Source organism: Streptomyces sp. 135 (assembly GCF_020026305.1).
In the GTDB taxonomy this organism is placed as follows: Bacteria; Actinomycetota; Actinomycetes; order Streptomycetales; family Streptomycetaceae; genus Streptomyces.
Genome location: NZ_CP075691.1, coordinates 1,364,033 through 1,385,834, shown reverse-complemented (window position 1 = coordinate 1,385,834; position 21,802 = coordinate 1,364,033). Strand labels below are relative to the sequence as shown.

At 70.7% G+C, this 21,802-nt stretch carries 17 protein-coding genes; 9 read left to right on the top strand and 8 right to left on the bottom strand.

Annotation, left to right across the window (positions count from 1 at the left end; genetic code table 11):
* The first annotated feature begins 439 nt into the window (after positions 1-439).
* The 4 genes from KKZ08_RS06360 to KKZ08_RS06345 are packed head-to-tail and all read left to right on the top strand — an operon-like array spanning position 440 to position 5,866.
* Positions 440-760 (top strand): thioesterase domain-containing protein, encoded by a 321-nt coding sequence (locus KKZ08_RS06360; protein ID WP_223773504.1) that lies wholly within the window; start codon positions 440-442, stop codon positions 758-760.
* Positions 761-813: 53 nt separating this feature from the next.
* Positions 814-2,607 (top strand): carbamoyltransferase C-terminal domain-containing protein, encoded by a 1,794-nt coding sequence (locus KKZ08_RS06355; RefSeq protein ID WP_223773503.1) that lies wholly within the window; start codon positions 814-816, stop codon positions 2,605-2,607.
* The gene (locus tag KKZ08_RS06350) at positions 2,604-4,328 is read left to right on the top strand and encodes a hypothetical protein (RefSeq protein ID WP_223773502.1); all 1,725 of its coding nucleotides are present in this window, start codon (positions 2,604-2,606) and stop codon (positions 4,326-4,328) included. Before KKZ08_RS06355 ends, KKZ08_RS06350 begins: the two co-directional genes overlap by 4 nt.
* Positions 4,325-5,866, top strand: a complete 1,542-nt coding sequence (locus KKZ08_RS06345) for a hypothetical protein (RefSeq protein ID WP_223773501.1) — start codon at positions 4,325-4,327, stop codon at positions 5,864-5,866. The genes KKZ08_RS06350 and KKZ08_RS06345 overlap by 4 nt, the downstream gene beginning before the upstream one ends.
* A gap of 82 nt (positions 5,867-5,948) precedes the next feature.
* On the opposite strand, the gene rfbB is transcribed toward KKZ08_RS06345, so the two are convergent.
* Positions 5,949-6,923, bottom strand: a complete 975-nt coding sequence (gene rfbB / locus KKZ08_RS06340; protein ID WP_223773500.1) for a dTDP-glucose 4,6-dehydratase — start codon at positions 6,921-6,923, stop codon at positions 5,949-5,951.
* A 10-nt stretch (positions 6,924-6,933) separates the two neighbouring features.
* On the bottom strand, positions 6,934-7,812 hold the full coding sequence (gene rfbA, locus KKZ08_RS06335; RefSeq protein WP_223773499.1) for a glucose-1-phosphate thymidylyltransferase RfbA: 879 nt from the start codon (positions 7,810-7,812) through the stop codon (positions 6,934-6,936).
* A 489-nt stretch (positions 7,813-8,301) separates the two neighbouring features.
* Here rfbA and KKZ08_RS06330 point away from each other — a divergent pair, with 489 nt between their 5' ends.
* From KKZ08_RS06330 to KKZ08_RS06320, 3 genes are all read left to right on the top strand, one after another.
* The gene (locus KKZ08_RS06330) at positions 8,302-9,768 is read left to right on the top strand and encodes a GuaB1 family IMP dehydrogenase-related protein (RefSeq protein ID WP_223773498.1); all 1,467 of its coding nucleotides are present in this window, start codon (positions 8,302-8,304) and stop codon (positions 9,766-9,768) included.
* Between the two features lie 312 nt (positions 9,769-10,080).
* Entirely contained in the window at positions 10,081-11,544 is a 1,464-nt protein-coding gene (locus KKZ08_RS06325; protein WP_223773497.1) for an amino acid permease, read from the top strand.
* Positions 11,545-11,554: 10 nt separating this feature from the next.
* Positions 11,555-12,010 (top strand): Lrp/AsnC family transcriptional regulator, encoded by a 456-nt coding sequence (locus KKZ08_RS06320; RefSeq protein ID WP_223773496.1) that lies wholly within the window; start codon positions 11,555-11,557, stop codon positions 12,008-12,010.
* 73 nt (positions 12,011-12,083) lie between these two features.
* On the opposite strand, the gene KKZ08_RS06315 is transcribed toward KKZ08_RS06320, so the two are convergent.
* Positions 12,084-12,713, bottom strand: coding sequence for a Repetin (locus KKZ08_RS06315; protein ID WP_223773495.1), 630 nt, complete (start codon positions 12,711-12,713; stop codon positions 12,084-12,086).
* A gap of 324 nt (positions 12,714-13,037) precedes the next feature.
* Between KKZ08_RS06315 and KKZ08_RS06310 the strand changes: the two genes are divergently transcribed.
* Together KKZ08_RS06310 and KKZ08_RS06305 are read left to right on the top strand one after the other, a co-directional pair.
* A complete protein-coding gene (locus KKZ08_RS06310; protein ID WP_223773494.1) occupies positions 13,038-13,835 on the top strand; it encodes a carbon-nitrogen hydrolase family protein in 798 nt (265 codons plus the stop codon).
* 52 nt (positions 13,836-13,887) lie between these two features.
* Positions 13,888-15,579 carry an NAD(P)/FAD-dependent oxidoreductase gene (locus KKZ08_RS06305; protein ID WP_223773493.1) on the top strand — a complete coding sequence of 564 codons (1,692 nt, stop codon included), beginning with the start codon at positions 13,888-13,890 and terminating at the stop codon, positions 15,577-15,579.
* Here KKZ08_RS06305 and KKZ08_RS06300 read toward each other — a convergent pair.
* From KKZ08_RS06300 to KKZ08_RS06280, 5 genes are all read right to left on the bottom strand, one after another.
* Positions 15,540-16,541, bottom strand: a complete 1,002-nt coding sequence (locus tag KKZ08_RS06300) for an LLM class F420-dependent oxidoreductase (protein ID WP_223773492.1) — start codon at positions 16,539-16,541, stop codon at positions 15,540-15,542. The genes KKZ08_RS06305 and KKZ08_RS06300 overlap by 40 nt on opposite strands.
* A gap of 70 nt (positions 16,542-16,611) precedes the next feature.
* Positions 16,612-17,316, bottom strand: a complete 705-nt coding sequence (locus tag KKZ08_RS06295) for a DUF5995 family protein (protein ID WP_223773491.1) — start codon at positions 17,314-17,316, stop codon at positions 16,612-16,614.
* 289 nt (positions 17,317-17,605) lie between these two features.
* Positions 17,606-18,808 (bottom strand): Cmx/CmrA family chloramphenicol efflux MFS transporter, encoded by a 1,203-nt coding sequence (locus KKZ08_RS06290; RefSeq protein ID WP_223773490.1) that lies wholly within the window; start codon positions 18,806-18,808, stop codon positions 17,606-17,608.
* Positions 18,809-19,029: 221 nt separating this feature from the next.
* Positions 19,030-20,430, bottom strand: coding sequence for a solute carrier family 23 protein (locus KKZ08_RS06285; protein WP_223773489.1), 1,401 nt, complete (start codon positions 20,428-20,430; stop codon positions 19,030-19,032).
* A gap of 85 nt (positions 20,431-20,515) precedes the next feature.
* Complete coding sequence (locus tag KKZ08_RS06280) at positions 20,516-21,733, bottom strand: MFS transporter (RefSeq protein ID WP_223773488.1); 1,218 nt, start codon at positions 21,731-21,733, stop codon at positions 20,516-20,518.
* Positions 21,734-21,802: the final 69 nt, after the last annotated feature.

Sequence of the window (21,802 nt, the reverse complement as noted above, 5' to 3'; positions counted from 1 at the left end):
TCGACCGCCGCGGCACTGTGGGCACGCGGCGGCACCAGGACTGACGGCTTTGTTCAGCCTCCAGCTGGATGTCACATGTCGAATCAACATCAACTTCCAAACCATCCGTCCGGTTTCCTGGAGAATAATGGCACTGAGGACTGATATGGATTAGGATGGACAACGGATGCTTTGCCCAGGTCCATCCGGCATATCCGGACGATAATCGAATTGATCTGATGAGATCCAACTCGACCATAATTGGGTAGGCCGCGGGCTTCATTCCAGACGGTGACAGCAGAGATGTCCGGTGCCCCATGAACGCGTCTTCCAGCGATGGCAACCGGTCGTGAGGCAGCCCGGGCTGACGTCAGCCACGTGAGGGCGGGCTCACCGCGGCACCGTCGTCCTGGACACCTTCCAGGCCGGCACGGAGTTCTCCGCCGACCTGAGCCGGGCCATGATGGAGGGCCTCTTCGCCCGCGAACACCTCTTCGGCAGCGGGGCGTTGAGCGGCGTACGGCTCAGCGCCATGGGGCATTACCACACGCTCATGGACGAGTGCGAGATCGCGCCGACCGAGGCTCCGACGCTGTTCGTACGCGCCGAGGACCCCCTGAAGCACCAGGCCGACGGCTTCGACGACGAGAGCTGGCGGGCCTCCTGGTCGCTTCCGCACACGCTGGTCACCGCACCGGGCGACCACTTCACGCTCATGGAGGAGAACATCGGCGCGACCACCGCCGCGATCCGCGCCTGGCTCGCGGAGCAGGGCATCTGAACCACCGGTCGGCACAGGGCAGTTCGCCCACCCCTTTCATAGGAGACAGCGCAGTGATAGTTCTTGGTTACAACGGGTTCTCCCGCGCCGCCGAGCTCTTCGGCAAGCTCTACGGCTATACGCAGGACAGCGTCGACCGGCACAGCTTCCTCGGCCACGACGCTGCCGCGTCGCTGTTCATCGACGGCAAGCTGGTCGCCGCCGTCGAGGAAGAGCGCATGAACCGGCAGAAGAAGACCACCGCCTTCCCGATCAACGCCATGCGCTGGGTCCTCGGCCAGGCGGGGATCGACTTCGCCGACGTCGACTACTACGCCTTCGGCTGGCGGTTCAGCCCGGAGTTCGCCGACGACGCCATCTCCAAGCTCGCCGGGGCGCCCATACCCCCCGAGTACAAGTTCCAGGCCATCTCCGGCTTCGGCGAGCTCTACACCGGCATGCTCGGCAAGACCGCCATCCTGGAGGACTTCGCCCGCAACACCGGGCACGAGCTGACCGAGGACAAGCTCATCACGGTCCCGCACCACCGGGCACACCTCGCCTGCGGCCGCACCTTCGCCGGTTTCGAGGACGCCGCCTTCCTCATCAGCGACGGCCAGGGCGAAGCGGACAGCGCCATCATGGGCGAGGTCCGCGACGGCGAGGTGAAGGTCTTCGAGCAGTTCACGATCGACTCCCGCAACTCGATCGCCCAGCTCTTCGCCGAGATCACGCGGTACCTCGGATTCACCCCGAACAACGACGAGTACAAGGTCATGGGCCTCGGCGGGTTCGGGCAGCCGCCGGCCCGGGAGGACAACCCGCTCCTGAACCACGTCATCACCTTCGACGGCCCCGGGCGCTACGCGCTGGCCCTGGCCGACGACCCGCGCGGCCCCCGCGCCTACCTCCCCCTCTTCGACGAGATCTTCGGCGGCGACGACGACAACCGGGGCGAGTTCGAGTTCCAGGTCCGGGTCGCGAGCGCCGCCCAGCAGGCCCTCGAAGTGGTCACCGCGCACCAGCTGCGCGCCCTCGCCGACGTCACCGACCTGCGCGACCTCATCTACGAGGGCGGTGTGGCGCTCAACTGCGTCAACAACACCAAGCTGCTCGAGGACCTGCCCTTCGAGCGCGCCGAGGTCAGCTTCGGCGCCAGCGACCCGGGTGTCTCCATCGGCGCCGCGGCCCACGTCGTCCGCGAGAGGAACGTCCCGATCGTGCCGGTGAAGACGCCCTACCTCGGCCCGGAGTACACCGCCGAGGAGATCGTCGCCACCCTGGACGGCTACACCGACCGCGTCACCTGGGAGGAGTACGCCGACGGCGCGATCGTCGCGAAGACCGCCGAACTGCTCAGCGGCAAGACCGTCATCGGCTGGTTCCAGGGCCGCACCGAGTACGGCCCGCGCGCGCTCGGCAACCGTTCCATCCTGGCCAACCCGTCGCACGCCGACATGAAGGACGTCATCAACACCCGCGTCAAGCACCGCGAGCCGTTCCGTCCGTTCGCCCCCATCGTCCTGGAGGAGAACGCGGCCGCTGTCTTCGAGCTCGGCAAGAAGCAGCGCTCGCCGTACATGACCTTCGTGTTCCCCGTGAAACCCGAGTACACGGAGAGGATCGCGGCCGCCACACACGTCGACGCCACCTCGCGCATCCAGACCGTGACGGACGACAGCAACCCCCGACTGGCCGCGCTGCTGCGCGAGTTCACCGCGCGCACCGATGTGCCGTGCCTGGTCAACACCTCCTTCAACGTCGCGGGCGAGCCGGTCGTCTGCTCCCCGAAGGACGCGGTCGAGTGCTTCCTCGGCACCGACATCGACTACCTGGTCCTCGGCGACCACCTGGTCACGAAGCGATGAGCGCACCCACCGGAATCGCCTGGCGCGCCCGTACGGCGCTCGTCCTGGAAGCGGTCGGGGCGGTGGCGACGGTCGGCCCCGTCCTCGCCGTCATCGAGGTGTGCAGGGAACTGCTCGACGGCGACCCCGACGAGGGCAGGATCGGCCGGCTCGTCCTCCTGGTCGCCGCCGCGGCGGTCGTCGGATTCGTGGCCCAGCTGGCGGGCCGCGTCCTGAGCAAGGAGGCGGGGGCGCGCACCCAGTACGCCCTGCTCCTCGCGGTCACCGGCAGGCTGCGCGGCGCCCATGCCGCCCGCCCGCTGCACGCCGCCTGGCGGGAGCACGGCACCACTCTGGGCCGTGACATCCACTCGATGGGCGTGATGGTCGGCCGGGCCGGATCGGAGCTCCTCTCGGCCGTCCTGGTCTTCGTCCTGTCGATCGGCTATCTGTTCTGGGTCGACTGGCTGATGGCGCTCATCACCCTGGCGCCGATCCTGCTGGGCTTCGCCGTCTTCGGTTTCATCTCCGCCCGCTTCTTCAAGGAGATGGCGACCGACTACGCGACGAGCATCGGCGGCATCGACGCCGTGCGGCCCACTCTCACCCTGCCCCAGCGCGTCAACCCCGTGGGCACCCGGTCCGACACGGCCGAGGCCACCCGCACCTCGGCCCGCAGGCTGGCCGACGTCACCGACGAGTTCAGCGAGTTCTTCCGCGTACGGATCGGCTCGCTGCTCGGCGGCCGCGCCCTCGCGGAGATCGCCTTCTCGCCGCTGACCGTGCTCATCTTCGTGCTGTGCGGGGGAGCGCTGCTGATCCGCTCGGACTCGCTGGCGCCCGCCGACCTGGTGCCGTTCCTGCTCCTCGGCGCGGGGCTCGCGGCGCCCCTGCTGGCCATCACCTACTTCCTGGAGGAAGTGGGCGAGGGCAAGAAGGCAGCGGCGCGCCTGACGCGGTTCGCCACGGGGAGCGCACCGGCAGGACCCGGCGACGCGAAGCCGAAGTCCAAGCCGAAAGCGAAGGCGGACGCGGCGGAGGAGCCGGAGCCGCAGGAGGACCCGGGCCCCGCCGTCGAGCTGCCCGAGCTGCCCGAGCGGGGCGTGGTGACGGTCGTCGCCGCCACCGACGCGGACGCCGACGCGATCGTCGACGGGATCACCGCACAGACCCCCGCGGAGCGGTTCGCCGCGGTCGAGGCCGACCCCGCGGTCGTCATCGGCGCGATCGGCGCGTACATCACCGCCGACCGTGCCGACGGCGATCCGAAGGAGGCAGAGCGGGCCGCGCGCGCCGCAGGCTGCCACGAGTCGATCGCCGCGCTGCCGCGCGGCTACGACGCGATCGTGGGCACCGAGGCCCCCCAGTCCTACCCCGAACTCCAACGGCTCGCGCTCGCCCGGCTGCTCGCCGCCGACCGCGACGTCGTCCTGCTCGACCAGCGTGCCTTCCCCGGCGACCCGGACACCTTGCGGAGCGCGGTCACCGGCTTGCGGGAGCGGGCCTGTGTGGTCGTCGTCGCCACCGGTCCGCCGGTGGTCGCCGACGGGCGGTTCGTGGTGAGCGAGGCGGGAAAGGTGGTCGCGTCCGGCACCCACGAGGAGCTGGCGGGACCCGGCGGACCGTACGCCGGACTGTTCGACCCGGCCCGGGACGCGCGGCTCGCCGCGGGCTCCGCGGCCCTTTCCACGGCGCCCGCGGGATCCACCGGAGCCGCGGCGTCCCAGGAGGTGTCCCGATGAGGCCCGTACTCGCTCTCTTCCTGCACGCCACGGGGCGGCGGGCGCTGCGCTCGCTGTGCCTGTTCCTGCTGGTCGGCTCCGTGATCCAGGGCGTCGCTTTCGCCCTGGTGGTGCCGGTCACCGAGGACCTGCTCACGCCCGGCGCGGCGGTGCCCTGGACCTGGATCGGCGTCATGGCCGCCGCCGGTGTGGTGTACGGGGTCCTCCACCACCGCAGCGTGCCGATGGGCAACGACCTGGGCGCCGAGCTGGTGACCACCCTGCACAGGGCGGTCGCCGAGCGCACGCAGAAGCTGCCCAACCGGGAGCTCGACGCGAGCCACTCCGACCGGCTCGCGGCGCTCGACGGCACCGCGGTCGTGGTCCTGATGGGCCTGCCCGCCCACGTGCTGCGCCCGGCGGTCGCGGCCGTCGCCACCCCGCTGACGGTGATCGTCATCAGCGCCTTCTTCGACGTACGCGTCGCGCTGACGCTGGCCGGGGGCCTGGCCGTCCTCGCGCTGTGCTCCCTCCTCGTGGCCCGGCTGCTCGTGCGGCGCGAGGAGCCGGACGGGGCGGAGTGGCTGCGGCGGAGCTACGGAAAGCCGGGCACGCCGCACTCCGGCGGCCACGTGCTGCCCGCCACCGGCGAGGTGCTGCTGTGGCGTGTGGTCGAACTCGCCGCCTGCGCCGCGGTCGGTGTGTGCGCCTGGCTGGCCGCCGGCGACGACGGCCTGTCCGGGACGGAGGGCGTCGCGCTGATCGTCCTGGCGGTGCTCACCTACCGGCCCATGATGGAGGCCGTCCTGTTGACGAGCACCATCATGAACGCCCGCGAGGTGATGGCCGGCATCGGCAAGCTCCTCGGCACGCACGAGGAGGGCGGCGCGCACGACGACCGCCCTGCCGCCGACTGGCCCGGCAGCGCCGACGTCGTCTTCGACGGTGTGGGCCTGACGGTCGAGGGCACGGCGGTGCTCGACGGGGTCTCCTTCGCGACCGCGGACGGCACCACCACGGCGCTCCTCGGCGCCCCCGACGGCATCCGGCTGCTCCTCGGCGACCTGCTGACCGGTGATGTCACCCCGACCTCGGGGCAGGTGCGGATCGGCGGCACGGACGTCGCCGCCCTCGCCCCGCCCGTGGTCGAAGGGCACATCGCCCGGGTCTCCCCGCAGGCACCGGGCCTCACCCGCGAGGAGGCGGCCCTGGTGCTCGGCTCCTTCCCCGAGGGGTCGGCGGAGCGGCCCGGCGTGCGCGAGGCGCTCGACCGGCTGCGGGCCGCGGTGGACGAGGAGGCGGCGCTGTCCGAGCGGGACCGCTGGCGGCTCGCGCTGCTGCGGGCTCTGCGGGACGACCCGTCGCTGGTGGTCGTGGACGCCACCGCGGGCACGGACCCGTTCGTCGCCGACGCGCACCTTGCCGAGCTGCTCGCGGAGGTCACCCGTGACCGCACCTGCTGGCTGATCGCGGGCATCGGCGCTGAACTGCCGCCGTGCGACAGCCTGTTGGAGGTCACGGCTACCGGTGTGACCCCGAGGACGCCCGCGCAGAGCTGACGGGCGCGCCCACGAGGACGGTGCCGGGCCGCAGCCGCGAAGCTGTGGCCCGGCACCGTCCGGGGTTCCGGAGCGGGGCGCGTTACGCGCCGTCCGCCCACAGGCCGTGGTGCTGCCGGTACCAGTCGACCGTCGCCGCGAGCCCGTCGTCGAACGGCACCGCCGGCTTGTAGCCCAGGGCGCCGGAGATCTTGGAGATGTCCATCGCGTACCGCCGGTCGTGGCCCTTGCGGTCGGTCACCCGCTCCACCATCGACGTGTCCTTGCCGAGCAGGTCGAGCAGTCGCCCGGTCAGCGCGCGGTTGGTCAGCTCCGTGCCGCCGCCGACGTTGTAGACCTCGCCGGGTTCGCCGCCCGCGGCGACCAGCGCGATGCCCTGGCAGTGGTCGTCGACGTGCAGCCAGTCCCGTACATGCGTGCCGTCCCCATAGAGCGGCACCTTCTGGCCGGCCAGCAGACGGGAGACGAACAGCGGGATTATCTTCTCGGGATACTGATACGGGCCATAAGTGTTGGAACCGCGGGTGACACAGACCGGAAGTCCATGCGTCCGCTGAAAAGCGAGAGCCATCAGGTCGGAGGAGGCCTTCGACGCCGCATAAGGAGAGTTCGGGGAGAGGGGTGCCTCTTCCGTCCATGGCGTCCCTTCGGCGTCGAGCGAGCCGTACACCTCATCGGTCGAGACATGCACGAATTTCCCCACGCCCGCCTCCAGGGCGGCACTCAGGAGCGTCTGCGTCCCGAGTACATTGGTCCGCACGAACTCCTCGGCCCCGGAAATGGAGCGGTCGACGTGCGACTCGGCGGCGAAATGCACGACGAGATCGCTGTCGCGCAGCACGTCACGCATCAAGGGGGCGTCGCAGATATCGCCCTCCACGAAACGCAGCGAGGGATTGTCGAGGACCGGGGTGAGGTTTTCTTTCCGGCCCGCGTAGGTGAGCTTGTCGAGCACCACCACATCGGCTCCCGCGAGGGCCGGATATGCACCCTGCACCGCGTGCCTGACGAAATTCGATCCGATGAAGCCGGCACCACCGGTGACAACTATGCGCACTGGACGCCTTTCAGTCTTGACGGGCTTGTCGGGAAATATCCATCAGATACTTTCCGTAATCGGTTTTCCCCAGCCGACTGCCGAGGTCATAACAGGCCGCGGCGTCGATGAAGTCCATACGGAAAGCGATCTCCTCCAGGCACGCTATCCGTACCCCCTGACGCTGCTCCAGCGTCTGCACGAACTGCGAGGCCTGGAGGAGGGAGTCGTGGGTGCCGGTGTCCAGCCAGGCGAACCCGCGTCCCAGGTTGACCATCCTGGCCCTGCCCTGCTCCAGGTAGACGCGGTTCACATCGGTGATCTCCAGCTCGCCGCGGCGCGACGGCCGCAGGTTCTTGGCCACGTCCACGACGTCGTTGCCGTACACGTACAGGCCGGTGATGGCCAGGTTGGACCGGGGTGACGTGGGCTTCTCCTCCAGGGAGACGAGCTGCCCGTCGGCGTCCACCTCGCCGATGCCGTACCGCTCGGGATCTCCGACCGAATAGCCGAAGAGGACGCAGCCGTCGACGTTCCGCGTCTCGGCCTGGATCATTCTGCCAAGGCCGGGACCGTGGAAGATGTTGTCGCCGAGCACCAGCGTCACGGCGTCATCGCCGATGAATTCCGCGCCGATGATGAATGCCTCGGCGATGCCATTCGCCTCCGCCTGCTCGGCGTATTCTATGCTCAGGCCGAGTTGGCTGCCGTCCCCGAGTAGATCGCGGAACGTGCCCAGATGCCGTGGCGAAGAGATGACAAGGATTTCCTGTATGCCGCCCAGCATGAGTGCCGAGAGCGGATAATAGATCAGGGGTTTGTTGTACACCGGGAGTATCTGCTTCGACACGGCGTACGTTAACGGGTAGAGCCGGGTGCCATTGCCCCCGGCCAGAATGATGCCCTTCATGAGGCCAATATCTCCGTAAACGACTGGGTGGACTGGACGTTTCCGAAGGGTGGCCGGGAGGTTGGGTGCGGTCACATCCGCTTCGGATGCCGCTGACACACGCTCAAAGCGACGTTGTCTTACCGTTGTTCAAAAGCGAGCGTAGGCTTGCGTGATCGCCTCTGTCAATGTGACTCCTGACTCGTCCAGTTGTAAACATGGATATCCCAACTCCGTTCTTACGTAACCATGTTGTCTTCGCTCCTTTTCGGCCCGCACCGGCCGGTTGTCGCGCGCCGCCCCACCCTGTGCCGCCCCCGTCGACGCGACCCCTCGGCCGTGGCCGGCTCGCCGATCCGTGGGACCTCGGGTAACCTTTCGACGTAAGGCAGGCCCACTGTCCTGCGCATGAGCCCCCGTACCTCTTTGGAGGACCAGACATGGTCGGGGGCGTTTTGCTGTGTCTTTGTGGGAGTGACCTGCGCCGTTTCGCGTGAAAATGTGAGACTTATGCGTTTCCTTGAGCCCGGTACGGGGCGGCATGTATCAACTCCTCCGGTTCCCTACGACCTGACGTACGACGACGTCTTCATGGTCCCGAGGCGCTCCGCCGTCGGTTCCCGCCAGGGCGTCGACCTGACCTCGCCCGACGGCACCGGCACCACGATCCCGCTGGTCGTCGCCAACATGACCGCGATCGCCGGCCGGCGCATGGCCGAGACCGTCGCCCGCCGCGGCGGCCTCGTCGTCATCCCCCAGGACATCCCGATCGAGGTCGTCACCGACGTCGTCTCCTGGGTCAAGACGCGCCACCACGTCCTGGACACCCCGATCGTCCTGGCCCCGTCGCAGACCGTCGCGGACGCCCTCGCGCTGCTGCCCAAGCGCGCGCACAACGCCGGTGTCGTGGTCGACGCCGACCAGAAGCCCGTGGGCGTCGTCACCGACACCGACCTGAACGGCGTGGACCGCTTCACGCAGCTCTCCGAGGTCATGTCCAGGGACCTGCTGCTCCTGGACGCCGACATCGACCCGCGCGACGCGTTCAACAAGCTGGACCACGCCAACCGCCGGTACGCCCCCGCAGTGGACAAGGACGGCCGCCTCGCCGGCATCCTGACCCGCACGGGCGCGCTGCGCGCCACCCTCTACACCCCGGCCGTCGACGCCGACGGCGGCCTGCGCATCGCCGCCGCCGTCGGCATCAACGGCGACGTTGCGGGCAAGGCCAAGCAGCTCCTCGACGCGGGCGTCGACACGCTCGTCGTGGACACCGCCCACGGCCACCAGGAGTCGATGATCGCCGCGGTCAAGGCCGTGCGCGCGCTCGACCCGCGGGTGCCGATCGTCGCGGGCAACATCGTCGCCGCCGAGGGCGTGCGCGACCTCATCGAGGCAGGCGCCGACATCATCAAGGTCGGCGTGGGCCCCGGCGCCATGTGCACCACGCGCATGATGACCGGCGTCGGCCGCCCGCAGTTCTCCGCGGTCTTCGAGTGCGCCGCCGAGGCGAAGAAGTACGGCAAGCACGTGTGGGCCGACGGCGGTGTCCGCCACCCCCGCGACGTCGCCATGGCGCTGGCCGCCGGTGCCTCGAACGTCATGATCGGCTCCTGGTTCGCGGGTACGTACGAGTCCCCGGGCGACCTCCAGCACGACGCCCAGGGCCGCGCGTACAAGGAGTCCTTCGGCATGGCCTCCGCCCGCGCGGTGCGCAACCGCACGAGCGAGGAGTCGGCGTACGACAGGGCCCGCAAGGCGCTCTTCGAGGAGGGCATCTCGACCTCCCGCATGTTCCTCGACCCGACCCGTCCGGGCGTCGAGGACCTGATCGACTCGATCATCGCGGGCGTCCGCTCCTCCTGCACCTACGCGGGCGCGGCCTCCCTCGCCGAGTTCACCGAGAAGGCCACGGTGGGCATCCAGAGCGCCGCCGGGTACGCGGAGGGCAAGCCGCTGCACGCCAGCTGGAGCTAGTCACCTCCGTACCGGACATCTCACGAAAGGCCCCGTCGGAACACCCCGAGGGGGCCTTTCGTCGTTGTCGCGAAAAGGGCGGAACGCAACGGACGAAACGGACCGCGCAACGAAGACGCACATATGACGGAAGTGCGCAATGATCAACTGGTGTTGCGCAAGGTTGCTGCATTACGGTCGGGAAGGCGCGGACCTTAGAGTCAGGCGCTGAACGTGGTGTGGCGGGGACTGCCTGCTCGGTGGTTCCCGTCTTCCGACACGGGTGCCACGGGTCCCCGCCGCCGTGACCGGCAGCGATGAAGGAGCCAGCGCGTGCTCGACCAAGGCGCACCCCCGCAGAACCGCCCAAGCCCCCCGGGCCTCTCCGGGCTCGGCGGCCGTTTGATGCGCCGCAAGCCGGTGGAACTCCTGGTCGCGGAGGGTGGCCAGGGTGAGGGAGGCTCGCTGAGGCGCTCCCTCGGCATGTGGCAGCTCACCATGATCAGCATCGGTGCCACGCTCGGCACCGGCATCTTCGTCGTCCTCGGCGAGAGCGTCCCCAAGGCCGGCCCCGCCGTGACCGTGTCGTTCGTGATCGCCGGACTCACCGCCCTCTTCTCGGCACTCTCGTACGCGGAACTGGCGGGCTCCATACCCGTCGCGGGCTCCTCATACTCGTACGCGTACGCAACGATGGGCGAACTCATCGCCTGGGTCTGCGGCTGGTGTCTCGTCCTGGAGTACGGCGTCTCGGTCGCGGCCGTCGCCGTCGGCTGGGGCGAGTACCTCAACGAACTCCTCGACGGGACCATCGGCGTCACCATCCCCGACGTGCTCTCCTCCGCACCCGGCGAGGGCGGCGTCATCAACCTGCCCGGCCTGATCGTCGTGCTGCTGGCCATGGTGTTCCTGCTCGGCGGCGCCAAGGAGTCGGCGACGGCCAACACGGTCATGGTCATCGTGAAGATCGCCGCGCTCGTGCTCTTCTGCACCATCGGCTTCATGGGCTTCAAGTCCGGCAACTACTCGGACTTCATGCCGCTCGGCACGGCCGGCGTCAGCGCCGCCGCCGCGAGCCTGTTCTTCTCGTACATCGGCTTCGACGCCGCCTCCACCGCCGGTGAGGAGGCGAAGAACCCGCAGCGCGACCTGCCGCGCGCGATCATGCTCTCGCTGATCATCGTCACGGCCCTCTACGTCCTGGTCGCGGCCGTCGCCGTCGGCGCCTGGAACTGGAAGGACTTCGAGGGCTCCGAGGCCACGCTCGCCGCGATCATGAACGACGTCAGCGGCCAGAACTTCTGGGGCACGCTGCTCGCCGCCGGCGCGGTCATCTCCATCGCGTCCGTCGTCCTGACCGTCCTCTACGGCCAGACCCGCGTGCTGTTCGCCATGTCGCGCGACGGCCTCGTCCCCAAGGCCTTCGGCAAGGTCAGCAAGAAGACGGGCACGCCCCGCGTGAACACCGTCATCGTGTCGCTGTTCTGCGCCGCGCTCGCCTCGGTCATCCCGCTCGGCAAGCTCGTCGACGCCACCAGCATCGGCACGCTCTTCGCCTTCGGCCTGGTCAACATCGCCGTGATCGTGCTGCGCCGCACCCGCCCGGACATGCCGCGCACCTTCCGGGTGCCGCTCGGCTGGCTCTTCCCGGTGCTCGGCTTCGGCTTCTGCGCGTACAACATGTTCAGCCTCGACTCCGTGACGTGGGTCGTGTTCGGTGTCTGGATGGCTGTCGGCCTCGTGTTCTACTTCCTGTACGGCATGCGCCGCTCCCGATTGGCCACAGCAGAAAAGTGATCGACCCCCCGTGCGACTGAACGATCTCGACGAACGCATCGTGCACGCCCTCGCCGAGGACGCCCGCCGCTCCTACGCCGACATCGGCCAGCTGGTCGGGCTCTCCGCGCCCGCCGTCAAGCGGCGCGTCGACCGGCTGCGGGCCACCGGAGCCATCACGGGCTTCACGGTGCGGGTGGACCCGGCGGCTCTCGGCTGGGAGACCGAGGGGTTCATCGAGATCTACTGTCGCCGCAATACCTCGCCGGAGGCGATCAAGCGGGGGCTCGAGCGGTACCCGGAGATCGCGTCCGCCTCCACCGTCACGGGGGACGCGGACGCGATCGTTCAGGTCTTCGCCGCGGACATGCGGCATTTCGAGCGGGTGCTTGAGCGGATCGCGGGGGAGCCGTTCGTTGAGCGGACGCGGTCGGTGCTGGTGCTTTCGCCGTTGATGCGGAGGTTTTCTTCGGGGTCGCCGGCGTAGCTGGTCGGTTTGCGGGCGGGTGCGGGTGCGAGTGCGGGTTGGTGGGGGCGGGGTGCGCAGGTCCCCGCGTGCCTTACGGGGCCTTCGGGTACGGGACCTTCCACGGGGTTACGTGGAAGTCGCCCGTGCCGCTCTTGACCTTCTCGTGCGGGGCCGAGCTGGTGCACTTCGGGAGGTTCTTCGTGCCGTCGGGGCCGCCCACGGCCGCCCAGCTGTAGCCCACGCGGTCGGTGCCGCCCGTGTCGTGGACCGTGAAGCCGACCCGGCCGCCCTTGATGTCCCTCAGGTTGGTGGCGGTGATGATCCCGGTCGCCGTGGCCACCTTGCCGCCCGTCATCAGGCAGTCGATGCGGCCCTTCGCCCAGCCGCCCTCGCCGCCCGGCTTGTCCAGATGGACGAAGCGGAAGGTGCCGGTCGCCTTCGACGGGTCGCCGTTGTCCCGAGCCGCCAGATGCGCGTCGAAGGTGAACGTCACGTCCTCCGTCGTCTTGCGGTACATCTTCGCCGTGCCGGTGAGCGCGGCGGCCTCGCGCTTGGTGGCCTTGTCGGCCGTGTGGGGCGCTGCGGCCGACGAGGCGGGGCGTGACGCGTCCTCCCCGGACGCGACGGCCACGCCCGCCACCCCCGCGGTCATGAGGAGCGCGGCGCCCACCGCCAGGGCGCGGCGGCGGTCGAGGACGCGGTCGATGGTCGTACGGCTCATGGGAGGCCTTCCCTCTGCCAGGCGTTGACCCGGTCTCTCCGGGTGTCATCACGCTCTCGCGGAACGGGGGCCCGGCACGTCCGGCCACGGGCGGCACTCCGCTTCCCCCGCGCGGCGGGGACGGCCGCGCGGGCCCTGCGCCCGCAGGTGGAGACCGCTGATACGTGAGGCGCGTCTCCCCGCGCAACGAATCACCGCCGATGACCCGCCACGCGCAACGGATCGCGCGGCTGCCCGCAACGCTCGCGCCTTGTCCCGGTAAGGCCGCCGACCGTACCGTCTAACGGACCCCACCTGCCCCTTCGTACGCCCTGAGGATCAGCCATGCCTGCGCTGCGCACCGCCCTGCTCCAGAGTTCCGGGCAGCTCGGATCCGTCACCGAGAACCTCACGGCGCTCGACGAGGCGGCGGGACGCGCGGCCGCGGCCGGGGCCGGGCTGCTGGCCGCTCCCGAGCTGTACCTCACCGGCTACGCGATCGGCGACGACATCGCCCGCCTCGCCGAGCCCGCCGACGGCGCATCGGCCACGGCCATCGCCGAGATCGCGGCCCGCCACGGCGTCGGCATCGTCTACGGCTACCCGGAGCGCGAGGGCGAGGCGGTCTACAACTCCGCGCAGCTGATCGGCCCCGACGGCGCCCGGCTCGCGAACTACCGCAAGACCCACCTCTTCGGCTGCTTCGAGCGCGATTCCTTCACGCCGGGCGAACAGTCCGTCGTCCAGGCGGAGTTGGGCGGCGTCCGCGTCGGCCTCATGATCTGCTACGACGTGGAGTTCCCGGAGAACGTCCGCGCGCACGCCCTCGCCGGCACCGACCTCCTGGTCGTCCCCACCGCGCAGATGCACCCCTTCCAGTTCGTCGCCGAGTCCGTCGTGCCGGTGCGCGCCTTCGAGAACCAGATGTACGTCGCGTACGTCAACCGGGTCGGCCCGGAGGGAGAGTTCGAGTTCGTCGGGCTCTCCACGCTGGCCGGTCCCGACGGCGTGGCGCGCGCCCGCGCGGGCCGCGGCGAGGAGCTGGTCATCGGTGACGTCGACCCGGAGTTCCTGAGCGCGTCCCGCGAGAACAACCCCTACCTGCGCGACCGCCGCCCCGGCCTGTACGCGTCCCTCGTCTGAGCCCAGCCCCCCCACCTGCCTTTTTCAGTTCCGTGCAAGGAGTCCGTACCCCATGACGTCCACGGTGCCCACCGCCATCCAGCACACCGACGCCCAGCCGCCGATCACCATGTTCGGCCCGGACTTCCCCTACGCGTACGACGACTACCTCGCGCACCCCGCGGGCCTCGGCCAGATACCCGCCACCGAGCACGGCACCGAGGTCGCCGTCATCGGCGGCGGCCTGTCCGGCATCGTGGCCGCGTACGAACTGATGAAGATGGGCCTCAAGCCCGTCGTGTACGAGGCCGACCAGATCGGCGGCCGGCTGCGCACCGTCGGCTTCGAGGGCTGCGACCCCTCGCTCACCGCCGAGATGGGCGCGATGCGCTTCCCGCCGTCCTCCACGGCGCTCCAGCACTACATCGACCTGGTGGGCCTGAAGACCAGCCCGTTCCCCAACCCGCTCGCCGAGTCGACCCCCTCGACGGTCGTGGACCTCAAGGGCGAGTCGCACTACGCCGAGACCGTCGCCGACCTGCCGCAGGTCTACCGCGACGTGGCGAAGGCATGGGCGGACTGCCTGGAGGAGGGCGCGGACTTCTCCGACATGAACCGCGCCCTGCGCGAGCGCGACGTGCCGAAGATCCGCGAGATCTGGGCCAAGCTCGTCGAGAAGCTCGACAACCAGACCTTCTACGGCTTCCTCTGCGACTCCGAGGCCTTCAAGTCCTTCCGGCACCGCGAGATCTTCGGCCAGGTCGGCTTCGGCACGGGCGGCTGGGACACCGACTTCCCGAACTCCATCCTGGAGATCCTGCGCGTCGTCTACACCGAGGCCGACGACCACCACCGCGGCATCGTCGGCGGCAGCCAGCAGCTGCCGCTGCGCCTGTGGGACCGCGAGCCGCAGAAGATCGTGCACTGGCCGCTCGGTACGTCCCTGAAGTCGCTGCACGGCGGCGAGCCCAAGCCCGCCGTGACCCGCCTGACCCGCACCGCCGGGAACCGCGTCACCGTCACCGACGCCTCCGGCGACATCCGCACCTACCAGGCGGCGATCTTCACCGCGCAGTCCTGGATGCTCCTGTCGAAGATCGAGTGCGACGACTCGCTCTTCCCCATCGACCACTGGACGGCGATGGAGCGCACCCACTACATGGAGAGCTCGAAGCTCTTCGTGCCCGTCGACCGGCCGTTCTGGCTGGACAAGGACGAGGAGACCGGGCGTGACGTCATGTCGATGACGCTCACCGACCGCATGACGCGCGGCACCTACCTGCTGGACGACGGGCCGGACAAGCCCGCCGTCATCTGCCTCTCGTACACCTGGTGCGACGACAGCCTGAAGTGGCTGCCCCTGTCGGCGAACGAGCGCATGGAGGTCATGCTCAAGTCGCTCGGCGAGATCTACCCGAAGGTCGACATCAGGAAGCACATCATCGGCAACCCGGTGACGGTCTCCTGGGAGAACGAGCCCTACTTCATGGGCGCCTTCAAGGCGAACCTGCCGGGCCACTACCGCTACCAGCGGCGCCTGTTCACCCACTTCATGCAGGACCGGCTGCCCGAGGACAAGCGCGGCATCTTCCTCGCGGGCGACGACATCTCCTGGACGGCCGGCTGGGCCGAGGGCGCGATCCAGACCGCGCTGAACGCCGTGTGGGGCGTGATGCACCACTTCGGCGGCTCCACCGACGCCACCAACCCCGGCCCCGGCGACGTCTACGACGAGATCGCCCCGGTCGAGCTGCCCGAGGACTGACGGGCGGCGCCGGGCGGCCGGGGCGGCGTCCTCTGGACCCCGGCCGCCCGCGCGGCCTCGTACACCGCGGCGGCGACGTCCTTGAGCTCCTGGGCGTCCCGCGCGGACACGGCGAGCTCCACGATGATCTCCTCGACGCCGACCGCCGCGTGCGCCGCGAGGTCCTCGGCGATCTGCGCGGCGTCGCCCTGGAAGGGGGCGCGGCCCTCGCCGACGTACGCCCTCGGCGCGTAGCGGGCGTTGGCCCGCACCACGCTCCGGAGGGGCCGCTCCCGGCCCCGCTCCGCGGCCGCCTCCCGCACCTTGGCCCACTGCGCGGCGAGGGCCTCGGCCCCCATGCCCAGCGGCATCCAGCCGTCGGCCCGGTCCACGAGCCTGCGCAGCGCGCGCGGGCTGTTCGCGGGCAGCAGGATCGGGATCGGCCGGGCGGGCTTGGGGCCGACCGCGGCGGGCACGATGGTCGTCAACTCCCCTTCGTACGCCACCGGGTCGGGCCCCCACACCGCGTGGCAGACGTCGATGAGCTCGTCCAGGACCTTGCCGCGCCGGGTGAAGGGCGCCACCGACGCCGCCGCGTACTCGTCCAGGGACCAGCCCGTGCCGAGGCCCGCGACGACACGGCCGCCGCTCGCCGCGTCCAGCGTGGCGAGTGAGCGGGCGAGCTGGAGGGGGACGTGCAACGGGGCGATGAGGACGCTGGTGCCGAGCGCGACCCGGTCCGTGGTGGAGGCGGCGAGCGCCAGGGTGATCAGCGGGTCGGCGACCGAGCGGTAGTGGTCGGGCCAGGCGCGGCCCGGAATGCCGTACAGGCCCTGCGTGGCGGGGTCGGGGCACAGGACGCGCTCGAAGACCCACACGCTCGCGTAGCCGATGTCCTCGGCGGCCCTGGCCACCGCCGGGACGTCGCGTCCGATGGCGTACTGCCTGCCCTGCGGGAGGCTCAGTCCGAGTCGGGTCGCCATGCCTGTGCTCCTTCGCGTCGGGGCCTTCGACGCAACGTACAGGGAGCGCGGTGCCGGGTGGGCGGTTCGGTCAGTCCGGCAGCGGCGTCAGCAGGATGCGGCCCACCAGTCCCACCGCCCCGTCGAGTCGCTCCCCGAACTCCCGCGCGACGCCCGGCAGATCGCGCAGGGCCCACAGGGCGCGGGCGGCGCCCCACGCGCCGTCGCGGGCCCGCTCCAGGCTCCAGGAACCCGCCAGATGCGTCAGCGGATCGCCGATCTGGAGGAGGTCGGGGCCCGGCATCAGCTCTTCGCGGATGCGCTCCTCCAGCGTGACGAGGATGTCGCCCACGCCGTCGAACTCGTCCTCCAGATCGTCCGGTTCACAGTCGAGCGCACGGCAGGAGTCGACGAGGGCGAGCGCCAGGTCGTGGCCGATGTGCGCGTTGATGCCGGCGAGGGCGAACTGCAGCGGACGTACGCCGGGATGGTGCCGGTACTGGAACAGCGGGCGCCAGCAGGCGGGCGGCCGGCGCTCCTCGGCCGCCGCGTCGACGGCGGCGAGGTAGCGCTCGGCGAACCGGACGCCGAGCGTGGTCGCCGCCCGGGCGTCCGGGAAGACGCCGAGGCCGAGGTGCCGGCCGACCTCCTCGGTGACGGAGAGATAGACCCGGTTGAAGACGGCCACCCCGTCGCGCGGCGGCAGGTCGCCGCCGAGCGCCCGCATCCGCGCCACCACGCCGTCGACCCCGCGCCGCGGGACCCTGGACTCTGCGAACCGCTCCAACTGCGCCATGCGGGCAGCGTCGCAGCCCCGCCCCGCCCCGCACACCGGCGCACCGCCCACTTCCCCGAAACGAGGGACGCGGGGTGCCGGGAGCCGGGGTGTGTGGGGGTGGCGTGAGGGGCGGGGATGTGGTGGCGCCGGCCGCCTTCGGCTGTGGCCACCGACGCCGTTCCACTGCCGCCGGGCGCACCCGTCGGCTCAGGCGGAGGGCCGCGCCTCCCGCTCACGTTGCGTCGGGGCGGGGGCCGGGCGAGTTGGGCGCGTCTGCCGTCGCCTCGCCCGGCGTCTTCGCTTTGTCCTACGCCGGCGAGTCGGCGCGTGCTTGAGCCGCTGTCGCCGTCTGGCGCACGCGGCGGCTGAGGCGGAGGGCTGTGGCTCCGATGGTCAGGGCCGTTGCCACGAGGAGCGCGCTGGTCCACAGGGGTGAGCGGTAGCCGAGTCCGGCGGAGATCGCGAGGCCGCCGCACCAAGGGCCGAGCGCCCCGCCCACGTTGAACGCGGCCGTGGCGAAGCCGCCGGCCAGGGTGGGGGCGGCCGTCGCCGCGTAGAGGGCCTGCGAGATCAACGTGGAGCCGACGCCGAACGACAGCGTGCCCTGGACGAGGACCAGCAGGAGCACGGCCACCGGGGACGCGGCGGTCACCGCGAGGAGGACCCAGCCGCCGAGCAGCGCGAGCGAACCGAGGGCCAGGAGCGGCACGGGCCGCACGTCGGCGACGCGACCGCCCACGGTGACCCCGACGAACGAACCGATGCCGAAGAGTGCCAGCACCACCGGCACCCAGCCCGGGCCGAGCCCGGTGACCTCGGTGACCAGCGGCGCCAGGTAGGTGAACGTACAGAACGTCGCACCGTTCACCAGCGCGCCGAGCAGCAGCGTCGACAGGAGCCGCGGGCTGCGCAGCGCGCGCAGCTCACTGAGCGCGCTCGGCCCGGCGGCATCCGGCGCCCCGGCGGCACCGGCCGGCACGGCCCGCGCGATGGCGAGGACGGCGGGTACGGAGAGCAGGGCCACCGCCCAGAACGCCGAACGCCACCCCCACACCTCGCCGAGCACCGCCCCCGCGGGCACGCCCGCGACACAGGCGACCGTCACGCCGCCGAGCAGCGCCGAGGTGGCGCGCCCCTTGGCGTCCGGCTCGACCATGCTCGTGGCGGTCACGAGGGCGACCGCGAGGAAACCGGCGTTGGCGAGGGCGCCGACCACCCGCGTCACGAGCAGCACCGCGAAGCTCGTGGTGAGCGCGCCGACGACATGGACAAGGAGGAAGGTGACGAGGAAGGCCAGCAGCGCGCGCCGCCGCGAGAAGCGACGGCTCAGCAGGGCCATCAGCGGCGCGCCGACGACCATTCCCACGGCGAAGGCCGAGGTGAGATGGCCCGCGGACGGGATGGAGACATCCAAATCCCGGGCGATGTCCGACACCAGGCCGGACAGCATGAACTCGGAGGTGCCTTGCGCGAAGACGGCAAGTCCGAGCAGGTAAAGGGCAAAGGGCACAGCGAAACTCCGCAACCACGGTGTGGATCGATCGAAACGATCAGGACACGGGAGCGGTGATCCGGTGGCTGTGCGAGCGCGCGGAAGGCGGCACGTAACGGTCGCAGGCGTCAGTGCGACGGCGCGGGAAGCCACCGGACGACCGGTGGCCGGAGTCTGTCGGACTCGGGGCTGGACATGGCGCGCACGGTAGCCCGCCGGTGCGCACCACGTCCACCGGATTACCGGGCGCCGTCGCTCCGGCTCTCGCTCTTCTCGTCGTACGTCGACGTACCCGCGTCCAGCAGCGGTTCCTGGGTCTTGAGGTGCGGCGGTGCGAACGCGCGCAGCACGTGATAGCCGGTGATGACGACGATCGTGCCGAGCGCGATGCCGCTCAGCTCGAAGTTGTCGGTGAACTTCAGCGAGACGCCGCCGACGCCGATGATGATGCCCGCGGCGGCCGGCACCAGGTTCAGCGGGTTGCGCAGATCCACCTTGGCGTTGATCCAGATCTGCGCGCCGAGCAGGCCGATCATGCCGTAGAGGATGACGGTGATGCCGCCGAGCACGCCGCCGGGGATCGCCGCGACGACCGCGCCGAACTTGGGGCAGAGCCCGAAGAGCAGCGCGAAGCAGGCCGCCGCCCAGTACGCGGCCGTGGAGTAGACGCGGGTCGCCGCCATGACGCCGATGTTCTCGGAGTACGTCGTGTTGGGCGGGCCGCCGACCGCGGTGGAGAGCATGGACGCGGCGCCGTCGGCGGAGATCGCCGTACCGAGCTTGTCGTCGAGGTCGTCACCGGTCATCTCGCCCACGGCCTTGACGTGGCCCGCGTTCTCCGCGATCAGCGCGATGACGACCGGCAGCGCCACGAGGATCGCCGACCACTCGAAGCTCGGCGCGTGGAAGGAGGGCAGCCCGATCCAGTCGGCCCGGCCGACGGCGGAGAGGTCGAGGCGCCAGTGGTCGACGACCTTGCCGGAACCGTCCGCCGAGTGGATCTTGCCGAAGACCTGGTCGAGGACCCAGGAGATGGCGTAGCCGAAGATCAGGCCGAGGAAGATGGCGATGCGCGACCAGAAGCCGCGCAGGCACACCACGGCCAGGCCGGTGAAGAGCATCACCAGCAGCGCCGTCCACTGGTCCTGCGGCCAGTACGTCGACGCGGTGACCGGCGCCAGGTTGAAGCCGATCAGCATGACGACCGCGCCGGTCACGATCGGCGGCATCGCGGCGTGGATGACCCGCGCCCCGAACTTCTGCACCGCGAGCCCCACCAGGAACAGCGCGGCGCCGACCACGAAGACCGCGCCGGTCACCGTCGCGCTGGAGCCGCCCTGCGCGCGGATGACCGCGGCGACGCCCACGAAGGAGAGCGAGCAGCCCAGGTAGCTGGGCACGCGGCCGCGGGTGGCGAGCAGGAAGATGACGGTCGCGACGCCCGACATCATGATGGCCAGATTCGGGTCGAGACCCATCAGGACGGGCGCCACGAAAGACGCGCCGAACATGGCCACCACGTGCTGCGCGCCGAGCCCGAAGGTCCGCGGCCACGACAGCCGCTCGTCGGGCCGCACGACCGCGCCGGGAGCGGGGGTACGGCCGTCACCGTGCAGTTTCCAGCGCACGCCGAGATCCATGGTGAGTGTCGCTTTCTGTGCGCTGGACCGGGCCGCGTCCGTGTCGCGCGTGGCCCGAAATGATCGACGCCATGTTAATGCGACGTCAGTGCGACTTCTCTCCGGTCGGTTGCGCGCTCTGCGGCTGAGCCGCCTTGCGGCCGTCCGTCCGCAGCACCCCCGCGAAGATCGCGAGGCCGAACGCGAGCACTGTCACCAGGGCGAAGGAGGTCACGAGGCTCGTCGCGTCCGCCAGCGTCCCGATCGCCGAGGGGGCGATCAGACCCGAGGTGTACGTGATGGTCGCGACACCCGCGATGGCCTGGCTGGGGTTCGGACCGCTGCGCCCCGCCGCGGCGAACGCCAGCGGCACCACCACCGCGATGCCGAGACCGAGGAGCGCGAAGCCGCCCATGGCCATGACCGGGTGGGAGGCGAGGACCACCAGGAGCCCGCCGAGCGCCGCGAGCACCCCGCCGGCACGCACCGTGCGCACCGCGCCGAACCGGTTCACCACCGCGTCGCCCGCCAGCCTCGCGACGGCCATGGTGAGCGTGAAGCCGGTGGTGGACGCGGCGGCGACACCGGCCGAGGAGTCCAGGACGTCCCGTAGATACACCGCCGACCAGTCGAGGCTCGCCCCCTCCGCGAAGACCGCGCAGAAGCCGACGGCACCGATGAGCAGCGCCGACTTGGGCGGCAGCGAGAACCGCGGCGGCACCTCCTCCTCGGGCGTCGCCTGGAGGTCGAGGACGCCCTGGCAGGCGGCGAGGCCGAGCGCGGTCAGCGCCGCGGCGGCCAGCGCGTGGTGCAGCCGGGCGTCCGAGCCCAGGTGGGCGGCGACGGTGCCGGCCGCGGAGCCGATCAGGGCGCCGACGCTCCACATGCCGTGCAGGCCCGACATGATCGACTTCCGCATACGGGTCTCGGTCTCGACGCCGAGCGCGTTCATCGCCACGTCCGACATGCCCGAGGTCGCGCCGTACACGAAGAGCGCCAGGCAGAGCGTGAGCAGGTTCGGCGCGAGCGAGGGCAGGATCAGGGAGAGCGTCCACATCGCGAGGAGTCCGCGCAGCGCGTTGCGGGCGCCGAAGCGGTGGCTGATCCGGCTCGCGAGCGGCATCGCGACGGAGGCGCCGATCGCGGGGAAGGCGAGCGCGAGGCCGAGCATGCCCGCGCTGACCGAGGCGTGCTCCTGGATCCACGGCACTCGGGTGGCGAAGGAGCCGGTGACCGCGCCGTGCACGCAGAAGACGGCGGCCACGGCGATCCGCGCGCGCCGCAACCGGCTGTCGTCGTAGACCGCTTCACTCGCTTCACTCATTCCGATTCCGCCCCTCCCGGCATGGGTCCCGCTACGGCGCAGGTGTGCCCCGATACGGCGCGTAAACTA

Excerpts from the sequence above, each read along its gene's own strand:
- KKZ08_RS06330 (WP_223773498.1), top strand. The coding sequence starts at position 8,302 with ATGCGTTTCCTTGAGCCCGGTACGGGGCGGCATGTATCAACTCCTCCG.
- KKZ08_RS06300 (WP_223773492.1), bottom strand. The coding sequence starts at position 16,541 with ATGGCGACCCGACTCGGACTGAGCCTCCCGCAGGGCAGGCAGTACGCC.
- KKZ08_RS06295 (WP_223773491.1), bottom strand. The coding sequence starts at position 17,316 with ATGGCGCAGTTGGAGCGGTTCGCAGAGTCCAGGGTCCCGCGGCGCGGG.
- KKZ08_RS06360 (WP_223773504.1), top strand. The coding sequence starts at position 440 with ATGATGGAGGGCCTCTTCGCCCGCGAACACCTCTTCGGCAGCGGGGCG.
- rfbA (WP_223773499.1), bottom strand. The coding sequence starts at position 7,812 with ATGAAGGGCATCATTCTGGCCGGGGGCAATGGCACCCGGCTCTACCCG.
- KKZ08_RS06350 (WP_223773502.1), top strand. The coding sequence starts at position 2,604 with ATGAGCGCACCCACCGGAATCGCCTGGCGCGCCCGTACGGCGCTCGTC.
- KKZ08_RS06285 (WP_223773489.1), bottom strand. The coding sequence starts at position 20,430 with ATGGATCTCGGCGTGCGCTGGAAACTGCACGGTGACGGCCGTACCCCC.
- KKZ08_RS06280 (WP_223773488.1), bottom strand. The coding sequence starts at position 21,733 with ATGAGTGAAGCGAGTGAAGCGGTCTACGACGACAGCCGGTTGCGGCGC.
- KKZ08_RS06345 (WP_223773501.1), top strand. The coding sequence starts at position 4,325 with ATGAGGCCCGTACTCGCTCTCTTCCTGCACGCCACGGGGCGGCGGGCG.
- KKZ08_RS06315 (WP_223773495.1), bottom strand. The coding sequence starts at position 12,713 with ATGAGCCGTACGACCATCGACCGCGTCCTCGACCGCCGCCGCGCCCTG.
- KKZ08_RS06305 (WP_223773493.1), top strand. The coding sequence starts at position 13,888 with ATGACGTCCACGGTGCCCACCGCCATCCAGCACACCGACGCCCAGCCG.
- KKZ08_RS06310 (WP_223773494.1), top strand. The coding sequence starts at position 13,038 with ATGCCTGCGCTGCGCACCGCCCTGCTCCAGAGTTCCGGGCAGCTCGGA.